This is a genomic window from Amycolatopsis sp. NPDC114504 (genome assembly GCF_055633595.1).
Map to the genome: position 1 here is coordinate 1141764 of NZ_JBVKDU010000002.1, position 24682 is coordinate 1166445.

24 protein-coding genes are annotated in these 24682 nt (G+C 70.5%); 7 read left to right on the plus strand and 17 right to left on the minus strand.

Going from position 1 to position 24682, the window contains the following annotated elements:
- Positions 1-46: 46 nt before the first annotated feature.
- Positions 47-1342, plus strand: a complete 1296-nt coding sequence (locus tag ACZ7PG_RS17345) for a D-arabinono-1,4-lactone oxidase (RefSeq protein WP_470240040.1) — start codon at positions 47-49, stop codon at positions 1340-1342.
- Here the strand turns inward: ACZ7PG_RS17345 and ACZ7PG_RS17350 are convergent.
- Genes ACZ7PG_RS17350 through ACZ7PG_RS17360 form a run of 3 tightly spaced genes read right to left on the minus strand, consistent with a single transcriptional unit; the run spans position 1339 to position 3597 of the window.
- Positions 1339-2289 (minus strand): ribose-phosphate diphosphokinase, encoded by a 951-nt coding sequence (locus ACZ7PG_RS17350; RefSeq protein WP_470240041.1) that lies wholly within the window; start codon positions 2287-2289, stop codon positions 1339-1341. The two genes, ACZ7PG_RS17345 and ACZ7PG_RS17350, sit on opposite strands and share 4 nt — an antisense overlap.
- Entirely contained in the window at positions 2286-2936 is a 651-nt protein-coding gene (locus ACZ7PG_RS17355) for an NAD(P)H-binding protein (protein ID WP_470240042.1), read from the minus strand. Before ACZ7PG_RS17355 ends, ACZ7PG_RS17350 begins: the two co-directional genes overlap by 4 nt.
- A 10-nt stretch (positions 2937-2946) precedes the next feature.
- On the minus strand, positions 2947-3597 hold the full coding sequence (locus tag ACZ7PG_RS17360) for a hypothetical protein (RefSeq protein ID WP_470240043.1): 651 nt from the start codon (positions 3595-3597) through the stop codon (positions 2947-2949).
- A 421-nt stretch (positions 3598-4018) separates the two neighbouring features.
- On the opposite strand from ACZ7PG_RS17360, the gene ACZ7PG_RS17365 reads away from it, so the two are divergent.
- Positions 4019-5089, plus strand: a complete 1071-nt coding sequence (locus ACZ7PG_RS17365; protein ID WP_470240044.1) for an HpcH/HpaI aldolase/citrate lyase family protein — start codon at positions 4019-4021, stop codon at positions 5087-5089.
- Positions 5086-5934, plus strand: a complete 849-nt coding sequence (locus tag ACZ7PG_RS17370; RefSeq protein WP_470240045.1) for an HpcH/HpaI aldolase/citrate lyase family protein — start codon at positions 5086-5088, stop codon at positions 5932-5934. Before ACZ7PG_RS17365 ends, ACZ7PG_RS17370 begins: the two co-directional genes overlap by 4 nt.
- A gap of 17 nt (positions 5935-5951) precedes the next feature.
- On the opposite strand, the gene ACZ7PG_RS17375 is transcribed toward ACZ7PG_RS17370, so the two are convergent.
- The 10 genes from ACZ7PG_RS17375 to ACZ7PG_RS17420 form a co-directional block, all read right to left on the minus strand.
- Positions 5952-6797 (minus strand): CU044_5270 family protein, encoded by an 846-nt coding sequence (locus ACZ7PG_RS17375; RefSeq protein WP_470240046.1) that lies wholly within the window; start codon positions 6795-6797, stop codon positions 5952-5954.
- Positions 6790-7305, minus strand: a complete 516-nt coding sequence (locus ACZ7PG_RS17380; RefSeq protein WP_470240047.1) for an RNA polymerase sigma factor — start codon at positions 7303-7305, stop codon at positions 6790-6792. Before ACZ7PG_RS17380 ends, ACZ7PG_RS17375 begins: the two co-directional genes overlap by 8 nt.
- Before the next feature lie 62 nt (positions 7306-7367).
- On the minus strand, positions 7368-8753 hold the full coding sequence (locus ACZ7PG_RS17385) for an amidase (RefSeq protein ID WP_470240048.1): 1386 nt from the start codon (positions 8751-8753) through the stop codon (positions 7368-7370).
- Between the two features lie 9 nt (positions 8754-8762).
- Positions 8763-9518, minus strand: coding sequence for an SDR family NAD(P)-dependent oxidoreductase (locus tag ACZ7PG_RS17390; protein WP_470240049.1), 756 nt, complete (start codon positions 9516-9518; stop codon positions 8763-8765).
- Positions 9515-10927, minus strand: coding sequence for an aldehyde dehydrogenase family protein (locus tag ACZ7PG_RS17395; RefSeq protein WP_470240050.1), 1413 nt, complete (start codon positions 10925-10927; stop codon positions 9515-9517). Before ACZ7PG_RS17395 ends, ACZ7PG_RS17390 begins: the two co-directional genes overlap by 4 nt.
- Positions 10920-11693, minus strand: a complete 774-nt coding sequence (locus ACZ7PG_RS17400; protein ID WP_470240051.1) for an ABC transporter ATP-binding protein — start codon at positions 11691-11693, stop codon at positions 10920-10922. The genes ACZ7PG_RS17395 and ACZ7PG_RS17400 overlap by 8 nt, the downstream gene beginning before the upstream one ends.
- Entirely contained in the window at positions 11690-12421 is a 732-nt protein-coding gene (locus ACZ7PG_RS17405; RefSeq protein ID WP_470240052.1) for an ATP-binding cassette domain-containing protein, read from the minus strand. The genes ACZ7PG_RS17400 and ACZ7PG_RS17405 overlap by 4 nt, the downstream gene beginning before the upstream one ends.
- Positions 12418-13224: an ABC transporter permease gene (locus ACZ7PG_RS17410; protein WP_470240053.1), complete on the minus strand. Its 807-nt coding sequence runs from the start codon at positions 13222-13224 to the stop codon at positions 12418-12420. The genes ACZ7PG_RS17405 and ACZ7PG_RS17410 overlap by 4 nt, the downstream gene beginning before the upstream one ends.
- A complete protein-coding gene (locus ACZ7PG_RS17415; protein ID WP_470240054.1) occupies positions 13224-14168 on the minus strand; it encodes an ABC transporter permease in 945 nt (314 codons plus the stop codon). The genes ACZ7PG_RS17410 and ACZ7PG_RS17415 overlap by 1 nt, the downstream gene beginning before the upstream one ends.
- Positions 14165-15655 carry an ABC transporter substrate-binding protein gene (locus ACZ7PG_RS17420; protein WP_470240055.1) on the minus strand — a complete coding sequence of 497 codons (1491 nt, stop codon included), beginning with the start codon at positions 15653-15655 and terminating at the stop codon, positions 14165-14167. Before ACZ7PG_RS17420 ends, ACZ7PG_RS17415 begins: the two co-directional genes overlap by 4 nt.
- A 65-nt stretch (positions 15656-15720) precedes the next feature.
- Between ACZ7PG_RS17420 and ACZ7PG_RS17425 the strand changes: the two genes are divergently transcribed.
- Both ACZ7PG_RS17425 and ACZ7PG_RS17430 read left to right on the plus strand, forming a co-directional pair.
- Positions 15721-16467 carry a FadR/GntR family transcriptional regulator gene (locus ACZ7PG_RS17425; RefSeq protein WP_470240056.1) on the plus strand — a complete coding sequence of 249 codons (747 nt, stop codon included), beginning with the start codon at positions 15721-15723 and terminating at the stop codon, positions 16465-16467.
- 10 nt (positions 16468-16477) lie between these two features.
- On the plus strand, positions 16478-17518 hold the full coding sequence (locus tag ACZ7PG_RS17430) for a patatin-like phospholipase family protein (protein WP_470240057.1): 1041 nt from the start codon (positions 16478-16480) through the stop codon (positions 17516-17518).
- Here the strand turns inward: ACZ7PG_RS17430 and ACZ7PG_RS17435 are convergent.
- The 4 genes from ACZ7PG_RS17435 to ACZ7PG_RS17450 form a co-directional block, all read right to left on the minus strand.
- On the minus strand, positions 17504-18100 hold the full coding sequence (locus tag ACZ7PG_RS17435; RefSeq protein WP_470240058.1) for a class F sortase: 597 nt from the start codon (positions 18098-18100) through the stop codon (positions 17504-17506). The genes ACZ7PG_RS17430 and ACZ7PG_RS17435 overlap by 15 nt on opposite strands.
- Positions 18097-18879 carry a hypothetical protein gene (locus ACZ7PG_RS17440; RefSeq protein ID WP_470240059.1) on the minus strand — a complete coding sequence of 261 codons (783 nt, stop codon included), beginning with the start codon at positions 18877-18879 and terminating at the stop codon, positions 18097-18099. Before ACZ7PG_RS17440 ends, ACZ7PG_RS17435 begins: the two co-directional genes overlap by 4 nt.
- A gap of 61 nt (positions 18880-18940) precedes the next feature.
- Positions 18941-19981 (minus strand): trans-sulfuration enzyme family protein, encoded by a 1041-nt coding sequence (locus ACZ7PG_RS17445; RefSeq protein WP_470240060.1) that lies wholly within the window; start codon positions 19979-19981, stop codon positions 18941-18943.
- A 92-nt stretch (positions 19982-20073) separates the two neighbouring features.
- Positions 20074-23292 carry a penicillin acylase family protein gene (locus ACZ7PG_RS17450; protein WP_470240061.1) on the minus strand — a complete coding sequence of 1073 codons (3219 nt, stop codon included), beginning with the start codon at positions 23290-23292 and terminating at the stop codon, positions 20074-20076.
- A gap of 138 nt (positions 23293-23430) precedes the next feature.
- Here ACZ7PG_RS17450 and ACZ7PG_RS17455 point away from each other — a divergent pair, with 138 nt between their 5' ends.
- Both ACZ7PG_RS17455 and ACZ7PG_RS17460 read left to right on the plus strand, forming a co-directional pair.
- A complete protein-coding gene (locus ACZ7PG_RS17455; protein ID WP_155548343.1) occupies positions 23431-23805 on the plus strand; it encodes an FKBP-type peptidyl-prolyl cis-trans isomerase in 375 nt (124 codons plus the stop codon).
- 100 nt (positions 23806-23905) lie between these two features.
- A complete protein-coding gene (locus ACZ7PG_RS17460; RefSeq protein WP_470240062.1) occupies positions 23906-24661 on the plus strand; it encodes a S1 family peptidase in 756 nt (251 codons plus the stop codon).
- The last annotated feature ends 21 nt before the right edge of the window (positions 24662-24682 follow it).

Here is a 24682-nt window from a genome sequence, read left to right on the forward strand (position 1 = left end):
GTTCACATACTGTTTCGAGCACTCGACGGATGAAGGGTGCGCGCGCATGACCCGGTGGACCAACTGGGCGGGCACGGCCTCCGCCTCGCCACAACACGTTCACCAGCCGCGCAGCGCGGCCGAGATCGCGGCGGCCGTCGAAGGCGTCGCCGCGGCCGGCCGGACCGTGCGCCCCTGGGGCAGCGGGCATTCGTTCACCGCGATCGCCGTCGCCGACTCCGACGCCCTCGACCTGCGCCACTGGACCGGCATCGAGCGCGTCGACCTCGAAACCGGCCAGGTCACCGTCCGCTCGGGCACCACGATCAAGCAGCTCAACGCCGACCTCGACGCGCTCGGGCTGGCCATGACCAACCTCGGCGACATCGACGCACAGACCATCGCCGGCGCGATTTCGACCGGCACTCACGGCACTGGCGCGCGCCTCGGTGGCATCGCCACCCAGATCGCCGCGCTCGAGCTGGTCCAGGCGGACGGCTCGGTCGTCACCTGTTCGGCGGACGAAAAACCCGATCTCTTCGCCGCGGCCCGCGTCGGCCTCGGCGCGATCGGCGTCATCACCACCGTGACACTCAAGTGCGAGCCGTCGTTCGTGCTGCGCGCGCAGGAACGGCCGGAGCCGCTGGAGCAGGTCCTCGAAGGCTTCCACGACTTCGCCGACCAGAACGAGCACTTCGAGTTCTACTGGTTCCCGTACGGCAAGAACGCGCTGGTCAAGCGCAACAACCGGTGCGAGACCGCCGAACCGCTGAGCAAGGTCCGCGAGTTCGTCGACTACCAGATCATGGAGAACGTCGCGTTCGGCGGACTCTGCCGGACGGGCCGGCTGATGCCGCGGCTCGTGCGCCCGCTGAACAGCTTCGCGTCGAACATGCTCTCGGCGCGCGAGTACAGCGATCTCTCCCACCGCGTCTTTGTCACCGCGCGCAACGTCCGGTTCACCGAAACGGAATACGCTGTTCCACGTGAATCAGTGCTGGACGTACTCGCCGAACTACGGGCAGTAGTGCCGACGCTGAAGGATCCGGTGATGTTCCCGGTCGAGGTGCGCGTCGCCGCGGCCGACGACATCTGGCTGTCGACGGCGCAGGGCCGCGACTCCGCCTACATCGCCATCCACCAGTTCACCGGCATGCCCTACCGCGAGTACTTCAGCGCGTTCGAGAAGATCGCCGGCGCGGTCGGCGGCCGCCCGCACTGGGGCAAGATGCACGACCTCGACGCCGGCGTCCTCCGCTCCCGCTACCCGCACTTCGACGACTTCCTGCGCGTGCGCAAGGAAACCGATCCGAACGGCGTCTTCACGAACACCTACCTGGACCGGGTGCTCGGACCGGCCTAGAAGAGCGCGGACACCGATTCGCCGTTGTGGATCCGGCGGATCGCCTCGGCCAGCGCCGGTGCGATCGACAGGATCTTCAGCTTCTCCGTGCGCTCCTCTTCGGGCACCGGGACCGTGTTGGTGCAGACGATCTCCAGTACTTCCGGCCGGCTGCCGATGCGCTCGATGGCCTTCGCCGCGAACAGACCGTGCGTGCAGGCGACCCGGATCGACCGGGGCTCCAGCTCGGCAAGCTTGTCGAGCAGCTCGAGCACCGTGCTGCCCTTGGCGATCTCGTCGTCGAGGACGATGACGTCGCGGCCGGTGACCTCACCGATCACCGACGAGATCTGGACGCGGTCGTCCGGGAAGCGCTCCTTCGCGCCGGCGGCGACCTGGACGCCGAGGAGCCGCGCGAAGTGCGACGCCTCCTTCGCGTTGCCCAGGTCGGGCGAGACGACGGTGGTGCGCGAGAGGTCGTACTGGCGGAAGTGCTTGGCCAGCTCCTGCAACGCGTGCAGGTGGTCGACCGGGACGCTGAAGAAGCCGTGGACCTGCGGCGAGTGCAGGGTCATCGCGAGCACGCGGTTCGCGCCGGCCGTGGTCAGCAGGTCGGCGACCAGGCGGCCGCCGAGGGAGATGCGCGGCGCGTCCTTCTTGTCCGAGCGCGCGTACGAGTAGTGCGGCATCACGGCGGTGATCCGCGACGCCGACGCACCGCGCGCCGCGTCGAGCATCAGCAGCAGCTCGACGAGGTGCTCCTGCACCGGCTTCACGAGCGGCTGGATGATGAAGACGTCCCGCTCGCGGCAGTTCGCCTGCAGCTGCACCTCGAGGCAGTCGTTCGCGAACCGCCGGATCTCGGCCGGCTGCAGCGGCACGCCCAGGTGCTTGCAGATCTCTTCGGCCAGTTCGGGGTGCGCACTGCCGCTGAAGACGGCGATTTCTCTCGACGCCTGGTTGATCACAGTGCTGCGATCGCCTCTCCGATGGTGTCCTCGCCCGAGATCAGCGTAAGGGTGCGGTGCACCGAAGCGGGCGCCTCGAGCAGGCCGGCGAGCACCGCGGCGACGTCGTCGCGCGGGATGGAGCCATAGCCGGTCTCCTCGGCCAGCAGGACCAGGCCGGTGCCGGGATCGTTGGTCAGCGAACCCGGCCGGAGGATCGTCCAGTCGAGGTCGCGTGCCTTGAGGTCGTCCTCCGCCGCGCGCTTGGCGCGCAGGTAGTGCCGGAACTCCTCGGTGACGTCGGGGTTCTCCGGGTTGTCGGCCCCGATCGAGCCGACCTGGATGTGCCGCCGGACCCCGGCTCGCTCGGCCGCCTCGGCGAACAGCGCCGCGGCACCTCGGTCCACAGTGTCCTTGCGGGCGGTGCCGCTGCCCGGACCGGCGCCGGCCGCGAAGATCGCGGCGTCGGCACCCCTCAGGACCTCGGCGACCGCGTCCACATCGGATTTCTCCAGGTCGAGCACGACGCCCTGGGCGCCGGCGGCCTCGAGATCCGCCTCGTGGGCGGGATTCCGGATGATCCCGACCCCTTCGTCACCGCGCGCGGCGAGCAGCCGCTCCAGCCGCAACGCGATCTGACCGTGTCCACCAGCAATGACGACTCGCATGGAGCCGACCCTAGTGCGAAGCGGGCGCCTCGGCTGTGCGCAGGAGGTGGTCGTAGACCAGTTCGTTGACCAGGCGGGAGACCGGGTCCTCGGCCAGCACGACGCGTTCGGTGCGTCCCTCGAGGTCGAGGTCGACGACCGCGTTCGGGTCGGCCGTCACGACGGCGAGGCCGTACGCGCGGGCCCGCGGCAAGCAGTTGCCGACGTAGTCCTCGGTCAGCGTGACCGGCGACGGCAGCACCAACGCGGCCTCGCCGTAGCGGGCGAACGGAACCGCGGAGGCCATCGCGGTGCGCCAGTGGCGCGCGACGGCCAGGACGCCGACGATCTCGGCGGCCGGGGCGGGGGCGGTTCCGGCCAGCTCCGGCCAGGTCCAGGTGTCGACGGTGGCGCGGTCGGCCACCGGGCCGGCACCCATCGCGATGCGTTCGGCGTGCACGTCGGTGCGAAGCTTGGCGACCACGCAGACCTTGCGGCCGAGGATCGTGGTCTCGGGGAGGACGATGCCGTTCCAGCCCAGCTGGGCCGCGGCGGTGCGGGCGAGTTCGTCGACGCTCGCGGGGAGCTCGATCGGCGGCACCACCCGGCTCGGCATCGACCGGCTGCGCTTCGCGCCACCGGCGACCGTCGAGCGATCGGTGTTCTGAGGTGTAGCCGCCACGAGTCCGCCTCCTTCTAACCTGCACCGCTGTGTGCCGGTGAAAACCGGCACCCAATCTGTCTAACAGCGCGGCGGCGCGGCGTCGCCGGGTAGTGCGAGTGGCTGCGATCGGCGGCGGCCAGCGGTCGATGACCGGTCGGTAGGCGGTCATCCGACTTCGGTCGAACGGTGCGGCCAACCGAGTGATCGCGGGGTGAGTGGCACTACCGTCCGCCCGCGACCGACTACCGGGGGCAGGGTTCGGCCCCGGCGCCCGACTAGCCCGTTCGGCGCAACCCGGGGAAAATCCACAGTGGACCCAGGGCGCTGAGCTGCGGATGTCCGCCGTCACCCACACGGCGGTGACTTACGCCGCAGCGGCGTCGCGCGCCCGGGGACTAAAGTTACCCGCCAGTTACTTAGTCGCCGCCGTGGAGGACCGATGCGCTCGCCGAAGGACTTCTTCGCCCCGCTCGCCCTGGGAGCGCCCGCCCCCGTGCGGGAGATCCCGGTGACGCCGTCCCGGATGATCCACTTCTTCGACCCCGGCAACGAGAAGATGGCGGCGAAGGTGCCGGCCATCGCGCAGAAGGTGGACGTCCTGCTCGGCAACCTCGAGGACGCCGTGCGCGCCGACCGCAAGGAGGCCGCGCGCGCCGGGCTCGTCGCGATCGCCAAGGCGAACGACTTCGGGAAGACTCAGCTGTGGACGCGGGTCAACAGCCTGGATTCGCCGTGGGTGCTCGACGACCTGGTGACGCTCGTCACCGAGATCGGCGACAAGCTCGACGTGATCATGGTGCCGAAGGTCGAGGGCGCGCAGGACATCCACTACGTCGACCGGCTGCTGGCCCAGCTCGAAGCGCGCGCCGGCCTGACGAAGCCGTTGCTGGTGCACGCGATCCTCGAGACGGCCAGCGGCGTGGCCAACGTGGAGGAGATCGCCGGCGCCAGCCCGCGCATGCAGGGCATCTCGCTGGGTCCGGCCGACCTGGCCGCGAGCCGGCGCATGAAGACGACCCGCGTCGGCGGCGGGCACCCCGGCTACCTCGTGCGCACCGACCCCACCGGTGACGACCTGACCGAGGGCCGGACGACCTACCAGCAGGACCTCTGGCACTACACGGTCGCGCGGATGGTCGACGCCTGCGCGATGCACGGGATCCTGCCGTACTACGGGCCGTTCGGGGACATCCGCGACGTCGTCGCGTGCGAGGACCAGTTCCGCAACGCGTTCCTGCTCGGCTGCGTCGGCGCGTGGAGCCTGCACCCGGTGCAGATCGACATCGCGAAGAAGGTGTTCTCGCCTTCGCCGTCCGATGTGGCCTGGGCGCGGCGCGTCATCGCGGAAATGGGCGACGGCACCGGCGCCGTGATGATCGACGGGAAGATGCAGGACGACGCGTCGGTGAAGCAGTGCCGCGTGGTCGCCGAACTGGCCGACGCCCTCGCGGCGGACGACCCCGAACTCGCGGCCGCCTACGACGCCGCCACCAAGGAGGCCCTCGGATGACCGAGCTGAAGCCGAGACGTTCCGTTCTCTACATGCCCGGCGCCAACGAACGCGCGCTGGAGAAGGCCAAGACCATTCCGGCCGACGCGCTGATCCTCGACCTCGAGGACGCCGTCGCGCCGGACGCGAAGGAAGCCGCGCGCGAGCGGGTCTGCGCGGCGGTGGGCAACTACGGCTCACGGGAAGTCACGATCCGCGTCAACGGTCTCGACACCGAGTGGCACGACGCCGACCTGCGCGCGGCCGCGTCCGCCGGGCCCGCCGCGGTGGTCGTGCCGAAGGTGAACTCGGCGTCCGAAGTGCACAACATCGAGCGCGCGCTGGAGCTCGGCGGCGCGCCGGAGCACACGAAGATCTGGGCGATGGTCGAGACGCCGGTCGCGATGCTGCACGCGGAGGAGATCGCGGCGGCGTCCGAGCGGCTGACCGTGCTGGTGATGGGCACGAACGACCTGGCCAAGGAGCTGCACGCGGAGTTCGTCCCGGGTCGCGGGCCGCTGCTGGGCGGGCTGTCGCTGTGCCTGCTGGCCGCGCGCGCGACCGGCAAGGCGATCCTCGACGGCGTCTACAACGACGTGAAGGACCTTTCCGGGTTCGAAGAGGAGTGCAAGCAGGGCCGTCAGTACGGCTTCGACGGCAAGACGCTCATCCACCCCGGCCAGGTCGAGCCGTGCAACCGGATCTTCGCGCCGTCCGAGGAGGAGATCGACCGGTCGCGGCGGATCATCGAGGCCTTCGAGAAAGCCGGCAGCGGTGTCGTCACCGTGGACGGTCGGATGATCGAAAACCTGCACGTCGACAACGCGCGGCGGGTGCTGGCGCTGGCCGAGGCCGTCAAGAGCTGACGGCCCCGGCCCACGGGTCACTTCGGCAGGTCGTCCGTCCACTCGCCACTGACCGCGTAAGTGTCGCCGTTCCCGTTCTTGACCGGTTTGCCGTCCAGGCCGATGAACACTGACGAGCTGTCCACCTGGCCGGTCGCCGGGTCGACGACGAGGCGACCGCCGCCCGGTAGCCGCACGCTCTTGCCGTCGGGCAGCTCGGTCACACCCGGGTACCCGGCTATCGCGCGGAACGCCGCGGCCCGGACCGCCGGGGGCGACGGCACCGTGGAAACCAGGTCGACCAACCCCTCGAGCACCGCGAAGCCGAGCTGGTTCGCGGGCAAGCCGTGGCTCGTCAGCCCGCTCGTGAGCCAGGCTCGCAGGGCCGCCGGGTCCGGGGGCAGCGTCAAGATGGTGCTGAGGGTGACGTCGTCGTCGCCGTTGATCCGGATGGGCCGGGCGCGGGGCAGGAGCCTGAGTTCGCCGTTGTGGTTCTCATCGCGGTACCACTCCTGCCCGTCGGTGGTGGTCCAGTACTCCCACGTCTCCTTGCCCACCTTCGTGGTCGTGTGCCAGTACTTGCCGGTGCCGACCTGGGTGCGCTCGGCGACCGTGGCCGCCGCCAGCAGGACCGGCGGCCCCAGGTAGACCGGTGCCACCGCCTGGGGAGGCGGCGCCGGGGGCGTCGGGGTGCTGGGCAGGGTCGCCACGACGACCGCGACCGCCGCCGCGGCGGCGACGAGCCCGGTGCCGATCACCAGCGGACGGACCCGCTCGCGGCGTCCGAGCATCCGGTTCTGCAGCCGGTGCCGGCTGCGGTCGACGACGTCCTGGGGCGGCTCGTCGGGCAGAAGGATCGTGCGCAGGGTCTCGAAGTCATTCATCGGTGGCCTCCGGGGCGAGAACGGGGGCGAGCTTCTTGCGGGCGCGCGTCAGCCGGGAGCCGACCGTGCCCGGGGAGATGCCGAGTGCCTCGGCGACTTGCGTGTACCCGAGGTCGGCCAGCGCCACCAGCAGCAGGACGTCGCGTTCGCCCGCGGTCAGCCGGGACAACGCTTTTCCCAGCTGTCCGCTCATGACGACGCGGTTTTCGTGCCCCTCGGCCGGTCCGCGCACTTCGATCCGCGCGAGCGCGCGGTAGTGGCGGGCTTCCTTGCGGCGGTGTCTCGACACCAGGTTCGTCGCGATGCCGAACAGCCAGGCGCGCAGTTCGCCCCGGGCGGGGTCGAACGTCTTGCGGCGGTCGAACGCCACCAGGAACGTCTCGGCGGCGACGTCCTCCGCGGCCTGCCTGCCGAGCCGGCCGGCGATGTAGCGGTAGACCTCGGCGAAGTGGCGGTCGTGCACCTCGGTGAACTGCTCGACGCCGGTCGCCGGGGCTGCCTCTGTCATGGAAATCCTTCCCTTCGGCGACAGCTTCACCACCACTTCGCCGCGGGGCCGGACTTTCTTCCCTATCCGATCGGCCAGGGTCGCTGCGGCTCGCGAAGGCCTTCGTACGCCGCGGCCGCGCGCAGGACGCCGACGTCGTCGAAGCGGCGGCCCGTGAGCTGGAGGCCGATCGGGCGGCCGTCGTCCGTGTAGCCGCAGTTCAGCGAAACCGACGGCTGGCCGGACATGTTGTACGGCACCGTGAACGCGATGTGCTCGAACGGCCTCGCCGGGTCGTTCGTCGGCGACGCCCACTCCGCCGGCGGCGCCGCGACCGGGCACGTCGGGGACAGCACGATGTCGAACGCCGACGTCGCGCGCAGGGCCGCCACGCTGATGACGTCGATCTGGGCGAAGCCGCGGTAGACGTCCAGCCCGGACACTTCGGCGCCACCGGCGGCCCAGTCCGCGATGTACGGCAGGACCTTCGCGCGCCGCTCGGCCGGCAACCCCGCCATGTCCGACCAGGCGCGCGTGCGCCAGAAGACGTCCAGGCCGCTGAGCATCTCGCGCGTCAAGAACGGCCCGACCGGCTCGACGACCGCGCCCGCGGCCTCGAAGGCCCGGGCCGCGGCCGTGACCGCGTCGAGCGTCGCCGGGTCCACCGGGAGGCCCACGCCGGGGTCGAGGTGCAGGCCGACGCGCAGTCCCTGGAGCGAACCGTCGAGCGACGACCAGTCCAGGTCGTGGGGCGGCAGGCTCAGGTGGTCGCGCGCGTCGGGCGCGGACAGCACGCTCATCAGCAACGCGGTGTCGGCGACCGTGCGGGTCATCGGGCCGGCGACGCGGCCGAGGAACGGCGGGTCGACCGGCACGCGGCCGAAGCTCGGCTTCAGCCCGACCAGGCCGCACCAGCCCGCGGGCAGCCGGATCGAGCCGCCGATGTCGGTGCCGACGTGCAGCGGGCCGTACCCGGCGGCGCCCGCCGCGCCCGCACCCGCGCTCGACCCACCCGGCGAAGCCGACGGCTGCCACGGGTTCCGCGCCGTCTCGTGGAAGCTCGAGAGGCCGGACGTCAGCATCCCGTAGTCCGGCATGGTGGTCTTGGCCAGCAGGACGCCGCCGGACTCGCGGACGCGCGCGGCCGCCGGCGCGTCCTCGGCCGCCGGGACCAGCGCGGTGGCCGCCGTGCCCAGCGGTACCGGGGTGCCGCGGGTCGCGATGTTCTCCTTGAGCGTCAGCGGGACGCCATCGATCGGGCCCAGCGGTTCGTCCGACGCCCAGCGAGCTTCGGACGCCTTCGCGTCGTCGAGAGCAGCCGAAGGGTCGTACGCGTACAACGCGTGCAACTCAGGCTCTCGCGCCTCGATGCGCGCGACGACGGCTTCAGTGACCTCGACCGGCGAGAGCGTCTTCGCGCGGTACTGCGCGACGAGTTCGACAGCGGTCAGGTCGGGCAACTCGGGCATGAACGCTCCTCAGGAGGCGGGCGGTTCGAAGCGGCCGTCGACGGCGGTCCAGCCACCGTCGACCGCCAGCACGGAGCCGGTCACGAACGACGAAGCGTCCGAAGCGAGGTACACGACGGCGCCGGCCAGCTCGTCCGGACGCGCCCAGCGCCCGAGGGCGCCCTTCGTCGCGTACGCGTCGTACCACTCGGGGTTCGCCTTGATCTGCGCGGTCAACGGGGTCTCGACGACGCCGGGCGCGATGGCGTTGACCCGCACCCCGGCCGGGCCGAACTCCGCCGCGGCCGTCCGGAACAGCTGGACGAGCCCGGCTTTCGTCGCCGCGTACGGGCCCTGACCGGGCTCGACGGTCGTCCCGCGGATCGACGAGAAGCCGATGATGCTCCCCCGCCCCCGCGCGACCATGTCGGCGCCGAAGACGCGGACGACCTCGAACGCCACGCCGAGGTTCAGCGCGATGACGCGGTCGAACTCCTCCCGCGTGTAGTCCAGCAAACGTTTGCGGACGTTCATCGCGGCGGTCAGCACGACGACGTCCTGCGGGCCGAGGTCCGTCGCCGCGCGATCGACGGCGCCGGGTTCGAGCAGGTCGACCTCGTACGCCTCGCCGACGCCGGACTCGCGCGCGGCTTCGACGTCTCGGTCGGCGCAGACCACCGAAGCGCCGTGGGCGGCCAGCGCCCGCGCCACCTCGCGGCCGATGCCGCCCGCGCCGAGCACCACGGCCCGCCGTCCGTCCAGGCGGAACAGGTTTTCGTAGTTCACGGGCGCAGCACCGCCATCCTCGTCACGGTCAGCTCTTCGACGGCGAAGCGCGGCCCTTCGCGGCCGATGCCGGAGTCCTTCACGCCGCCGTAGGGCATGGTGTCCGAGCGGAAGCCGGGCACCTCGTTGACGACGACGCCGCCGACCTCCAGTTCGTCCAGCGCGCGGAACGCCGTGTTCAGGGACTTGCTGTAGACGCTCGCGTGGAGGCCGTAGCGGGAGGCGTTGACCGCGGCGAAGGCTTCGTCCACATCGGACACCGTCCGGAGGCAGACGACCGGGCCGAAGATCTCTTCGTCCCAGGCCTCGACGCCGTCCGGGACGTCGAGCAGGACGGTCGGCCGCAGCACGGTGCCGTCGATGCCGCCGCCGACCTGGCGGGCGCCGGACCGCTCGATCCACGCGGCGACGCGGGCGGTGGACGCGGGGTCGATCAGCGCGGACACCCGCGTCTTTTCGTCACGCGGATCGCCGAAGACGATCTCGTCGAGCCTGGCCAGCAGCCGTTCGGTGAACTCCTCGGCGACCGACGAGACGGCCAGGACCCGCTGCACCGAGATGCACGCCTGCCCGGATGCGTAGAAGCCGCCGCGCACCACGGCGTCCACCGCGGCCTCGAGGTCGGCGTCGCCGGCGACCACGAGAGCCGCGTTCGATCCCAGCTCCAGCAGCGTTTTCGTCGGGGCCGCGTCCCGCGCGATGCGGTGCCCGACCGCGGCCGAACCGGTGAAGGACACCGCGCCGATCCGGCGGTCGGTCGTCAGCGCGGCGCCCACGGACGCGTCGCCGGTGACCAGCTGGACCATGGCGGGGATCGGCGCCGCCGACCGGACGAGGTGGACCAGCCACAGCGTGGCCAGCGGGGTCTGCGGCGCCGGCTTGACGATCACCGGGCAGCCCGCGGCGATGGCGGGCGCGATCTTGTGCGACGCCAGCAGCAGCGGGTAGTTGAAGCCCGCGATGCCGACGACGACGCCGATCGGCTTGCGCTTCCAGAACCCGACCAGGCCGTCCCCGGAAGGCAGGAGGTCCAGCGGCACGGTCTCGCCGTGCAGGCGGGAGACCTCTTCGGCCGCGGCTTCCCACGTCACGATCGTGCGCGCGACCTCGACGCGGCAGTCGACCAGCGGCTTGCCGGTCTCCAGCACGAGCAGGTTTTCGAACTCCTCGCGCCGCTCCTGTATCGCCAGAGCGACGTCGTTGAGCAGCTTGCGGCGAGTCCGCGAAGGCAGCGAAGCCACTTCGCGCGCGACAGCGACAGCCTCGTCGACAGCGCGTCGAGCCAGCTCCGGCGTCCCGACCGGCGCCGTGCCGACGACACTCCCGTCGTACGGGAAAACGATTTCTTCAGCGTCCACAGTGGACACCCAGGTCGCGCCGACCGGCAGGCCGTCCGGGTACTCAGTCATCGTCACCTCCGCTCAGCCGGGCCAGTTCCGCACGCAGGTTCGGCGCGGCGGCCAGCAGTTCCCGGGTGTACTCGTGCTCGGGCGCGTCATAGACCTGCCCGACGTCGCCGAGCTCGACGATCTCGCCGCGGCGCATCACCGCGACCCGGTCGCAGACGTGCCGGACGACGCCGAGGTCGTGCGACACGAAGATCAGCGTCAGCGCGAACTGCTCGACCAGCGACGCGAGCAGGTCGAGGATCTGGCCGCGCACGGACACGTCGAGCGCGCTGACCGGCTCGTCGGCGATCAGCACACTCGGGTTCGGCGCGAGCGCGCGGGCGATCGAGATCCGCTGCCGCTGCCCGCCGGAGAACTGGTGCGGGTAGCGGCCCGCCGCGTCCGCGGGGAGCCCGACCGCGGCCAGCAGCTCGTCGACGAGCTTCGGGTTCCGGCGGCCCAGCGGCTCGGAGATGATGTCGGCGACGCGCATCCGCGGGTCGAGCGAGCCCATCGGGTCCTGGAAGACGATCTGCAGCTCGGACCGCAGGAAACCGAGTTTGCGTTCGGGCAGGTCGTCGATGCGCTTGCCCTGGAACGAGACCGTGCCCGACGTGGGCTTGTCGAGCGCGGCCAGCAGCCGGACCAGCGTCGACTTCCCGGAGCCGGACTCGCCGACGATGCCGAACCGCTGTCCCGCTTCGACGTCGAAGCTGACGCCGCGCAGCGCGTGCACGTCCCGCCGGGCGTACCGGCGTTCGAGGTCGCGGACTTCGATGATCGTCATCGCCGGGCCTCCAGGTCCGAGGCGTCCAGGAGCTTGCGCGTGTACTCGTGCTTCGGCGACGTCAGCACTTCGCGCGTCGAGCCCGCTTCGACGATCTCGCCGTCGAGCATCACCAGCACGCGCTCGCACACCGACGCCACCACCGCGAGGTCGTGCGTGATGAACAGCAACGCGCTCTCGGCCGGCAACGACGTCTTGATGAGCGAAAGGATCTGCGCCTGCACGGTGACGTCGAGGGCGGTCGTCGGCTCGTCGCAGATCAGCAGGGACGGCTCGTTGGCCAGCGCCATCGCCAGGACGACGCGCTGCCGCTGCCCGCCGGACAGCTGGTGCGGGTACGCGCGGGCCGTGTCCGGCAACCCGACCGCGTCGAGGAGTTCCTCCGCGGATCGGCGCCGGCCGTGGATCCGGCCGGGCTCGGTGACCTGGCGGCCGACGCGCATGGCCGGGTTCAACGCCGTCATCGGTTCCTGGAACACCATCGCCAGCTCGTCGCCACGCAGGCGGGAGAGGTCCTTTTCGGACATTCCGAGCAGCTCCCGGTCGCCGAGGCGGATCGAGCCGGACGCACGCAGCTCCTCGGGCAGCAGGCCCATGATCGACAACGCCGTCAGCGACTTCCCGGACCCGGACTCGCCGATCAGGCCGACGCGCTCACCGGCGCCGATCTCGAAGGAGACGTCCTTGACCAGCTCACGAACCCGCAGCCCCGACACCGAGAGCGTCATACCTTCGCCGCCAATCGGGGGTCCAGGCGGTCGCGCAGACCGTCGCCGAGGAGGTTGAACCCGAGCACGGCCACGGCGATCGCGATGCCCGGCACCAGCGCCAGCCGCGGCTGCACGGTCAGCAGCTCTTGGGACTCCTGCAGCATCCGGCCCCACGACGGCGTCGGCGGCCGCGTGCCGAAGCCGAGGAACGACAGCGCCGCTTCGGCCAGCACGGCGATCGCGAACGACACCGATGCTTGCACGATCAGCAGGCCGGAGATGTTCGGCAGCACGTGCCGCACGGCGATGGTCAGCCGCGACCGGCCGCCGGCGCGGGCGGCGAGCACGAACTCCGTGCTCATCACCTGCAGCGTCCCGGACCTCGCGATCCGCGCGAACGAGGGGATGGTCGCGATGCCGATCGCGACCATCGCGGTCAGCGTGTCCGCCCCGAACACCGCGCCGAACATGATCGCGAGCAGCAGCGCGGGGAACGCGAGCACGAGATCGTTGACGCGCATGACGAACTCGCCGAGCCACCGCGGCGACATCCCGGCCAGGATGCCCAGCGGCGTGCCGATCACCGCGGCGATGCCGACCGCGACCACACCGACGTACAGCGTGGTCCGCGCGCCGACCATGATCTGGCTGAGCAGGTCACGGCCGAACTTGTCCGTGCCGAAGAAGTTCGCTCCCCCGAAACCCAGCAGCCGGTGGGCCGCGTCGACCTTCACCGGGTCGAACGGCGTCCAGAAGAACGACAGGACCGCGGCGAGCACGACCAGCCCGACCAGCACCCCGCCGATCACGAGATTGCGCATCACGAACCTCGCAATCGCGGGTCGAGCACGGTGTAGAGGACGTCGACGACGAAGTTGACCAGCAGCACGCCGGCCACCAGCACGAGCACGATCCCCTGCACGGTCAGCAGATCGCGTGACGACACCGCGTCCAGCAGCATCGAGCCCAGGCCCGGCAGCACGAACACGCGCTCGACGACAACGGCGCCGATCAGCAGTGTCGCGAGCTGCAACCCCAGCACGGTGACGACGGGAACGGACGCGTTGCGCAAGCCGTGGCGCACCAACGCCTGTCCGGGACGCAGGCCTTTCGACCGCGCGGTGCGCAGGTAGTCCTGGCCCAGCGTGTCGAGCACCGCCGACCGCACGTACCGCGTGAGCACCGCGCCCTGCACCAAACCCAGCGAGAGCGCTGGGAGGATCAGCCCGCGGAGGAACTCGCCAGCGTTTTGGTTGGGCGGAGTCCACCCGCCCGACGGCAGCCAGCGCAGCTGGACCGCGAAGATCTGCACCAGGATGATCCCGGCGAGGAACGCGGGGATCGCGACCCCGATCTGCGACAGCCCGGAAACGCCCGCGCCGGAAGCCTTCCGGTGCTTCACCGCGGCGAACGTGCCCGCGGGGATCGCGATCACCAGCGCCACCAGCATCCCGGCGCCGACCAGCCAGAGCGTGACGCCGAGGCGGTCGAGCAGCTGCGGGCCGATCGCGTCGCGGGTGACGTACGAGCGGCCGAAGTCGCCGTGCAGCACGCCGCCGATCCAGTCGAAGTACTGCGTCACCAGCGGCCGGTCGATGCCGAACTCCGCGCGCGTCTTGGCCAGCAGCTCCGGCGTCGCGTTGACGCCGAGCGCGACCTGCGCGGGATCGCCCGGCAGCACGGCCATGAACAGGAACACCACGATCGACGCGACCAGCACGCTGACCACGAAGATCGCCACCCGGCGCAGCACCCTGGCCGTCATCGCGGCGCCAATCCGGTGAGGTCGAACGACTCGCTGACCTGGTTCTGGACGAACCCGCCGACCTTGGCCTTCGCGACGATGACGTTGGGGAAGAGGAACAGCCAGTCGGCGGCGGCATCGGTGTTCAGCTGCCGCGCGACCTGCTTCATGTCCGCGACCTGCTGCTCCGGCGTCCCGCTGTCGGCTTCCGCGAGCAGCTGCTGGACGCGCTTGCTGTCGTAACCCCAGTAGTACTTCGGCTTCCCGAACGTCGTGATGTCCCGGGCCTCGACGTGCTGGATGATCGACAGGTCGTAGTCGTGGTCGGTGAACACCTGCTTCAGCCACACCGCGGGGAAGTCGAGCGGCTCGATCGTCGTCCGCACGCCGACGTCGGCCAGCTGCGACTGCACGACCTGCGCGGCCGACACCGCGTACGGCAGGTTCGGGATCCGCAGCCGCAGGTTCAGGTTCGTCGCCCCCGCCTCGGTCAGCAGCGCCTCCGCCTTCGCGGGATCGAACGGGTAGACGTTCGCCAGGTCCTCGTACCAGGGATCGGTCGGCGGGACCATGCTGCCGATCAACGTCCCGCGGCCCGCCCACGCGGTGTCCAGCAACGCCTTCCGGTCGATCGCGTACGTCAGCGCCTGGCGCACGCGGACGTCGTTCAACGGCGCCCGCGCGTTGTTCATGGCCAGCGTGACCTCGCTGTTCGACGTGCCCTGGACGACCTGGAACCGGTCGTCGGCCTGGAACTGCGGGATCGAGTCCGGCGCGGTGATCGCGGAAATGACGTCGATGCCGTTGCTGTAGAGCGCGTTGTTCAGCGCGGTCGGGTCCTTGATGTACTTGAGGACGACCGTCTTGTACGCCGGTTCCCGGCCCCAGTACCCCGGGTTCGCCTTCAGCACGACGGAGTCGCCGCGCTTGCGAGCTGCCACGACGTATGGCCCGGTGCCGATCGGCTTGTTCGCCAGGTCGGCGACGCCGGTCGGGCTGAACATCGCGCCGAGCCGGCTGGTGAGGCTGAACAGCCAGCCGTTCGACGGCTTCGACAGCACGACCCGGGCGTGGTCCGGCGCGACGACGTCGACGTGGTCGACGACGTCCATCGTGGACTTGATCGAGATCGTCCAGGCGGTCTTCACGCGCAGCAGTGAGAACTTGACGTCCTCGGCGGTGAACGGCGCGCCGTTGCTGAACTTGACGCCTTGCTGCAGCTGGAAGTCGTAGGTCTTCCGGTCCGGGCTGATCGTCCACGACTTCGCGAGCAGCGGCACGACCTTGCCCTGCGAGTCGAGCTTCACCAGGCCTTCGTAGACGTTGTAGAGCAACGCCTGCGGGATCGCGGCGCCGTCGGTCTTGGTGAAGTCGAAGTTCGCCGGCTCGGCCGTGAAGCCGACGGAAAGGGTGTCCGGACCAGCGGAAACGCTGGCCGACGAGCCGGCCGAGCAGCCGGACACCACGAGCAGCAGCGCCGCTGCCAGCACGTGAAGTCGAGCTTTCATTCGGCCTCCAGGTCAGTACACTGGTCTGACCAGTAGCCTGCACGCGACGGACGTCGAGGTCAAGGATGCGGTTCGAACCGGTGGCTCCGGTCCGCGCGTACGAGCGGGTCGTCGAGCAGATCGAGCAGGCCGTGGTGAGCGGTGCGCTCAAGCCGGGGGAACGCCTGCCGAGCGAACGCGAGCTGATGACGCAGTTCGGGGTCGGCCGCTCGACGGTCCGGGAAGCCCTGCGGGTTCTCCAGGCCGCGGAAATGATCCGGTCCCGGCCCGGCGACCCGCGGGGGCCGGAGGTGCTGGCCGCGTCGCCCGCCGCGTTGCACCGGTCCATGCACCGGCTCGCGCGCGCCGACCACGTCGGGCTCGCCGAGCTGCTGCAGTTCCGGATGATCCTCGACGGCTCGGCCCACCTGCTCGCCGCCGAGCTGCGCACCGACGACGACCTGACCGGCCTCGACACGGCGCTGGAAGCGATGCGCGAAGGCGTCTCGCTCGGCTATGCGGAGTTCAGCCGCGCGGATGTCGCGTTCCACGAGGTCATCGCGCGCATCTCGCGCAATCCCCTGCTGGTGGTCAGCGAAGAAGTCGTGCGCGGGGTCGTGCTGGAGCTGATCGAGGACAAGCTGGAGCACGCCAGCAACCGGACGTCGCTGATGCGCGCGTGGCTTTCCCACCACGCCGAAGTGCTGGACGCGATCCGCTCGGCCGACGGTGCCGGCGCGGCCCACCTGGCCAAGCAGGCGTTGTACGACAACTACGCCGAATACGTGCCCGCCGGGCAACGGCCGCTGCTCGCGCCGTTGCTGCGGTCCTAGACTCGGCTGAATGGCCGGTACGAAACGAGACGGGGTCGGGCTCGCGCTGTCCGGCGGCGGTTATCGCGCGATGCTCTTCCACGCCGGCGCGCTCTGGCGGCTCAACGAGCTCGGCTGGCTGCCGAAGCTGACCACCGTCTCCAGCGTCTCCGGCGGTTCGATCGCGGCCGGCGTCCTGGCGCACGCGTGGCACAAGCTGTACTTCGGCGACGACGGCATCGCGGAGAACTTCGGCAAGGAAGTCGTGCAGCCACTGCGGAAACTGGCGCGCACCAACCTCGACGTCCCGGTGACGCTGAAGGCCATGGTGATGCCGTGGCGCAGTGCCGGCGAGGAACTGGCCCGCCGCTACGCGAAGCACCTCTTCGGCGACTGCCGCCTCGCGGACCTCGACCCGGCTGGGCCGAACTTCGTGTTCACCGCGACCAGCCTGCAGGACGGCTCGCTGTGGTGGTTCTTCCGGCAGCCCGGCCCGCACGGGCAGGTGCCGCTCGCGACCGCCGTGGCCGCGTCTTCGGCCTTCCCGCCGCTGCTTTCCCCGGTCGTGATCCCGGATCCGCACCAGCCGGACCGCAAGATCGTGCTCAGCGACGCGGGTGTGTACGACAACCTCGGCCTCGACCCGATCGAGAACCAGCGCGCGACCGTCCTGGTCAGCGACGCCGGGAAGAAGATGAAGCACGAGGAGCGGCCGAAGCACAACTGGCCGATGCAGCTGTTCCGCGTGCTGACCGTGATGGACAACCAGGTCCGCGAGCTGCGCACCGGCTCGCTGCTGAAGTCCTACGAGGACAAGGTCTACGCCGGAACCTATTGGGCGACTTACAGCGACATCGAGCACTTCGAGCTGCCCGACGCCCTGCCCGCGCCGATCGAGCGGACGCGTGCGCTGGCCGAGACGAAGACCCGGCTGACCAGGATGTCCGAGAAGACGCAGGACAACCTGATCAACTGGGGCTACGCCGTCTGCGACGCCGGCATGCGGCGGTGGGTGTGCCCGGGCTCGACGTCGAAGCCGGAGTTCCCGTACCCGGGTTCAGGCGTCGGCTAGGTTCGCGTAGACGACGATGTTGTCCTGGTAGCTGTGCTCGGCGTGGTCGAAAGCGCCACCACAGGTGATCAGGCGCAGCTCGGGCTTGTCGCTGTTGCCGTACACGGCGTCCTTGGGGAACGTGTCCTTCGGAACCTGCGTGACGCGGTCGACGACGAACTTCAGCTTCTTCCCGTCACTGCGGTCGATGTCGACCTCGTCACCGGGCGCGAGGTCCTTGAGCTTGTAGAAGATGCCGGGCTTCTTGTCGCCGTCGACGTGCCCGAGCACGATCGCCGGGCCGACGTCCCCGGGCACCGGCGAGAGCTTGTACCAGGCCGCCTGCATCGGCTGGTGCACCGACGGGACGGAGATCGAGCCGTCGGTCTTGACGGCGACGGCGAGCAGGCTGGACTCCGCGCCGATCTTGGGGATCTTGACCGACGTCGGCCGGAGCCCCTTGAACGGCTTGGTGACCGGAATCGACGAGGTGACCGGCGCGGCCGCGGCGACGGGCTTCGGCTCCTCGGCCGAGCCACAGCCGACCAGCGTGAACGCGAGGGCGAGTGCGGCGACAGCCGCGCTCGCCCGGCGGGCGGTCACCTGGCCGTGCCGCCGAAGCCGGTCTCGATCTTGCCCTTGGGCGTGACCTTGACCTGGGCCTTCGGAGCGGCGTTGCCGGAAGCGGTGGTGGTCGTGGCCGGCGCCGAGGTCGCCGTAGTGATCGGCGCGGTGCTCGACGGCGATGAGCTGGTCGGGGAGGCCGAGCTGCTGCTGGTCGGCGGCTGCTCTTGCTCGAACTCCACGATGCCCGAGCCTTCCTGCTTGCCGCAGGTCCAGCTGAACTTGCCCGTGGTCGTGCCGGCGGGCAGGTCGACAACGCGCACGGTGTAGTTCCACAGCAGGCCGTCCGCGCCATCCTGGTCGGGGCCGCTGGTGACATCGAGGTACTGGGTCGCCACGCTGCCGGGCGCGCCTGCCGCACAGGCGATGACCAGGATCCCCTCGCCACCGAGACCGACGAAGCCGTGCCCGGTGTTGTCCTGCTGGGGCTCGTCGTCCGCCGAGGATTCCTGGGTGTCGCCCTTGATCTCGGGCTCGGCCTCGCTCGCGGCCCGCCGCTTCTCGGTGGTCTTGACCTCGGGCTGGGTCGCCTCGCTCGGCGCGGTGCTCGAAGTGGACGAAGGCTCCGAGGAGGGGGCCTCCGAACTGCTGCTCGCCGGGCTGCTGCTCGAGGTTGTCGTCTCCGACGTGGCGGTCGTGGTCGTCGTGTCGGGCGCGGTGGTGTCCGTCTCCTGCGCCAGCGCGGCGGGCGTGGCGGCGAGAGTGGCCAGCGCCGCCGCCGAAACGACACCCGCGACCCGGTTCAGCGTTCTACCCACGATGACTCCCAACGGCGGTTGACCTGCGATGCCGCGACTATCGACGATTTGTCGACCGGTGTTACTCCGCTAACGCGGTGTCCAGGTCCCGCCACAGGTCGTCAGGGTCTTCGAGGCCGACGCTGAACCGGATCAACCCCGGCGGCACCCGCTCCTCGCCCGGGAGCCACGCCCGCCGCTCGACCAGGCTTTCGACGCCGCCGAGGCTCGTCGCCGGGACGATCAGCCGAGTCGACGCGCAGAACCGGTCGGCCGCCTCCGCGTCCGCCAGCTCGAAGGCGACCATCATCCCGAAGCCCGGGTACCGCACCCGCGTCACCGCGGGGTGCTCGCCGAGCCGCCCGGCCAGCAGCGCGGCGGTGCGGGACTGTTCGGCCAGCCGGACCGGCATGGTCCGCAGGCCGCGCAGGGCGAGCCACGCTTCGAGCGCGCCCGGCGTGGAGCCGACGCGGGTCCGCGCGCCCTTCAGCTCGGCGGCGACGGCCGGGTCCTTGGCCACCGTGATGCCCAGCAGCAGGTCGCTGTGCCCGCCGATCAGCTTGGTCGCGCTGTGCACGACGACGTCGGCGCCCAGCTCCAGCGGCCGTTGCTGCAACGGCGTCGCGAAGGTGTTGTCGACGACGACCCGGCCGCGCGCGGCGGCGGCGATCGTCTCGATGTCCATGACGTCGAGGGTCGGGTTGGTCGGCGACTCGAGCCAGACCAGGTCGGACGTCGCGGCTTCGGCGACCCACGCCGCGGTGTCGGTCGGCTCGAGCTCGGTGACGGCGAGCTTCCCGAGCTTCTGCGCGTGGGCGAGCACCCCGCGCGTCACGGCGTAGCTGAACGTCGGCACGGCCACCCGCGACCCGACCGGAAGCAGGTCCAGCACCGCCGACAGGGTCGCGACGCCGGACGCGAACGCCGTCGCGTGGCCGCCTTCGAGCGCCCCGATGGTCTCCTCGAGTGCGTGCCAGGTCGGCGTCCCGTCGCCGCGCGCGTACACGGCATCGCCACCGGCCCGGTAGGTGCTGGTGGCGACGAGCGGGGTGTTCAGCGGTTCGCCGGGGCCGTGCGGCCGGCCGGCGGCGATGGCCTTGGTGCGGGGCGTCCAGTCGTCCATGCGATCACGGTAACCGCAGGTCAATCCCCGGTCACTGTGACGAAGACGGCCGGCTCGCCCCCGCGTCCGGAGGCGAGCCGGCCTGGCTCTTCCTAGTGGGCGTAGACCTCGAACTCGTAGAGCGAGTACCCGTACTTCGTGGCGCGCTGGACGCCCTGCAGCTTCACGAACCTCGCCTGCGTCGGGGTGAAGGTCAGGTTGTCCTGCCCGCCGTCGCCGTTGGTGACGACCGCCGCGTCCGTCCAGGTCACCGCGTCCGACGAGGTCTGGATCTTGTAGCTCTTGCCGTACGCGGACTCCCAGCTGAGCAGCACCCGCGAGACCGGCTGCACCGAACCGAGGTCGACGGTGATCGCCTGGTCGTCGCTCCAGTCGCTGGCCCAGCGGGTCGAGGCGTTCCCGTCGATCGCGTTCGACGCCGGCGAGTTGTAGAAGCCGGTCTCGGCGCTCGTGGCGCTGACCGTCTTCCCCGGTGCGAGGTTCGCGATGTTGTCCCCGCGGTGGGCGGTGTACTCGACGACCTGCTGGAACGTCGGGCGGTTCTGCCAGCTGATCTTGTCCTGCGTGATGCCGCCGAGCGGGTTGTGCACGATCGTGTCGGCGCACCACTGGTCACCGGCGGAGCAGCTCGCGTCACCGGGGTAGACGGTGTTCGCGGCCTGGCCGGCGGCGGTGGTCAGCGAGTCGACGAGCGCCTGGCGGCACGTGGTGACGTTGCCGCCGCCGCAGAACGTCTGGCCGAGCGGGCCGGCCACCGGCCGGCCGAGCACCTGCCGGATGTCCTTGCTGACGTAACCCCACCAGCCGAACTGGAACGACGAGCCCTTGTGCGGCTGGCCGGTGTGCTGGCCGTTGCCGTTCTGGAAGCCGGACGGGCTTTCGTTGATGCCCAGCACGCCCGTCATCGCGTTGTAGGCGTTGTCGCCCAGGCCCGGCTTGAACTCCGCCGAGACCAGGAGCGGCCACCACGCGTCGAAGATCCGGATCGCGTCGGCGTCGGCGTACGCCTTGCTGCCCGCCGACGTCTCCGTGCGCTTGTGGCCGTTGGCCATCCACGTCTTCAGCTTCGCCTCGGCGTCGGCCGCCGCACCGGTGGTCGGCGTCTTGTCGAGCACCTGCAGCAGCAGCGGCAGGACGCGCTCGGCGCGCAGGTCGGCCAGCGCCGCGTCCTCCATCGCCTGGGTCAGGTTGACCCGGGTGATCTTGGTGCCGGTGAGGATCATCGTCTTGACGCGCGTGTCGAGCAGGTCGACGCGGTGCACGGCGGACTTGTCCGCGCCCGCCGCCGCGTAGCCGTTGGACTGCGCGTTGTTCCAACTGACGTAGTAGTCCTGGTTGACCGACTGCGGGTGCTGCGACGCCGGGGTGTAGGTCGCGACGTTGCCCGCCGGGTTCCAGCCGGTCCAGTCGTGCCCCTGGTCGCCCCACACCGGCATGTTCGGGTCCACATTGGACTGACGGGCCGGGTTGGCGCCGGAGTTGAAGTACGCGATGTCCTTCGAGTCGGCGTAGAACCAGTTGAACGTGAAGTTGATGTCGGCCGCGGCCTTCTGGAAGTCGGCCGCGGACTTGACGAAGCCCGGGTCGTTCAGCTCCTGGAAGCCGATCAGCGAGTCGGCCTCGTGGAAGAGCGAGGACCGCAGCTGCGCGTACGCCACCGGCTTGCCGCCGACCGTCGCCCGGCTGAGCACCGGACCGTACTTCGTGCGGTAGCTGCGCAGCGTGTACGAGCCGGCCGCGGTGCCGTCGGCCACCGTCGGGCTCCAGGAGTTCTTGACCTCCACGGTGTCCATCGGCAGGCACTGGCCCTTGTACGTGTAGTAGTTCGAGTCCTTCGTCGGCGCCTTGCCGCTCGGGTCGCACAGGTTCAGCGCGTAGGTGTCGATGATGTCCTGCGCCGACGTCGTCGCGCTCCACGAGTAGTCCTGGCCGCGGCCGAGGAGCACGTACATGCTCAGCCCGGCGAAGGCCGCGCCGCGGGCGCTGATGCCCGGGCCCTGCAGCTCCTGCAGCATGAGCAGCTGCGGCGCGAAGTACCCGGTCTGCGGGCCGAAGACGGCGACCGGGTGGCCGCTGGCGGTCTTCGAGCCGGACACAACCAGCGCGTTCGACATGCCGTGCTTGTCGGTCAGCATGTCGCCCGGCAGCACGCCGTTGTCGAACATCCCGCGGGCGGGCTCCTGCGCGGCGGGGGCCGGGACGTCCACAGTGGACGGCGTCGCGGAGGCCGCCGAGCCGGTCTTGTCGAACACCAGCTGCTGCGGGGTCACGGAGTTCTTGTCCGGCAGCGCCTGCCCGACCGCGTTGGCCGGCGTCTTGCCGTACGGGAAGTTCTGGCCGTCGTGCAGCGTCTTGACGGCCTCGGGGTCGTCCTCGGACCGCAGGCTCTGCCAGACCTTCTCGCCCTGCACGGCACCGTACTGCTCCTGCAGCGCCAGCTTCGCGACGGCGTTCTGCACCTCGCCGCCACCGCCGGCGCCGAACTCCGCGCCGACGAGCGAGGCGAGCGCGACCAGGTCGGTCAGCTTGAACGGGTCGATGGTGCCGTTGTTGGTGATCGCGTCGACGTGCCCGGTGAGCACGTACTCGCCCGGGAAGTAGCGGCCGCTGTGGGAGTCGGTGATGTACTTGTTGATCCCGTCGACGTAGGCCTGCGCGTCGGCGAGACCCTGCGCGCCACGCGGGCCGCTCGCGGCGACGTTGTCGATCTGCTGCTGCAGCTCGGCTTCGGTGTACGGCGCGTTCGCGAAGAAGCTCTGTTCCAGCTCCCGGTTGGCCTCCGCGCCGCCGGCGAACGACGTCACCTGGCCGCGGGCGGCGTGGCGCAGGACGTCCATCAGCCACAGCCGGTCCTGCCCGGCCGCGTACCCGGCGCCGAACTCGGTACCGGCGCGCGTGGTGCCGGTGATGTGCGGGACGCCGAGTGCCTTGTCGCGCACGATCGTCACGTCCGAGCGCGGCTGGGTCGTGCTGGCGACCTGGTCGGCCGCGACGCCGAACGACGAGTCGTTGAAGTACTGGTTGATCGTCGAGGTGGTCAGCGCCTGGTAACCGCCGGCGAGCGAGGAGTACTTGCCGATCTGGTCGGCCGCGTGCGCCGGCCGGGTGCCGAGCACCTTGTGCGCCAGGATGTCCGCGAGGGTGCCGTTGCCGTTTTCACCGGGCGGCAGGATGTCGCTGCACTGCCCGCCGCAGTAGTCGTTGGGCGCCGCGGCCGCCTCGGCGGCCGGTGCGGAGACAGCGACCTGGGTCAGCCCGGCGACCAAGCCCGCCAGTGCTGTCAAGGTCAAGGTGCGGATGCCACGTCGCATCGGGGCTCCCTCGCTCAAGGAGAGTGACGAAGCGCACGCTACCCATCAGTAGGACAATTGTGAAGACTTTTCGCGTTCTTCAGTCGTTGGGTGTAGTCCATTCGGCACAGCCTCGCGCGCGTGGGTACGGTGAGTGCCATGACCTTGGAAAAGCCCCAGATCGACCGCCCCGAGGGCAACCCTCCGGCCGACCTCGAGATCACCGACATCACGGTCGGTGACGGCGCGGAGGCCACGCCCGGCAAGGCCGTCACAGTGCACTACGTCGGTGTCTCGCACTCGACCGGCGAGGAGTTCGACGCTTCCTGGAACCGCGGCGAGCCGCTGCGCTTCGGCCTCGGCGCCGGCCAGGTCATCTCCGGCTGGGACCAGGGCGTCGCGGGCATGAAGATCGGCGGGCGCCGCAAGCTCGTCATCCCGCCGCACCTGGGCTACGGCGACCGCGGCGCGGGCGGCGTCATCAAGCCCGGCGAGACCCTGATCTTCGTCGTCGACCTGGTCGGCGTGAACTGACTTTCCGGCGGTGGCGGGGATTCCCGCCACCGCCGCCCGGGTTTCGCTACCCTCGCCCCCATCGCCGGCCCGCAGCCGGCCCGCACAGGGGGTCAGTGAAATGCGCACTCGCGCACTGCTTTCCGCGACACTGTTCGCGCTCGCCGCGGCCGTGGTCACCGCGGCACCGGCATCGGCCGTGGCCAACGGCTCCGACGTCCCGCAGGGGACGTTCAAGTTCGCCGCGAAGCTGACCATGACCGACATCCCGAAGCCCGACGGCACCAAGTACAACAGCGCCTGCTCGGGTTCCCTGATCGCCGGCAAGTGGATCATCACGGCGGGCCACTGCTTCCACGACGCGGCCCGCAACCCGGTGTCCGGCCCGGTGCCGTACCCGACGTCCGTGCTGCTGGGTACGACCACTGTGGACAAGCCGGGTGTCACCCGCGACGTCGTGACGGTGTACCAGTCGCCGAGCAACGACATCGCGATCGCGGAGCTCGACAAAGCGGTCTACGGCATCGAGCCGCTGTCGATCAACCACCGCGCGCCGTTGATCGACCAGAAGGTCACGCTCGCCGGCTGGGGCAGCCTCACGTCGGTCGACCCGACGCCGGGCACGAAGCTCCAGCAGGGCGTCGTGAAGGTCGCGACGGTCGACCCGCAGTACGTCGGCGTGAAGGGCTTCGCCCCGACGTCGACGACGAGCGCGTGCACATACGACTCGGGCGCGCCGTACTTCGTCCCGTCGGGCAAGAACGGCGGCCGCCTGGTGTCCATCGAGAGCGACGGCCCGGACTGCCCCCACGACCAGGCGGAGACGACGGCTCGCGTCGACGTCGTCGCGGATTGGATCGCTTCGCACATCGGCTGACCTCCGTTCGGGCGTCACCCG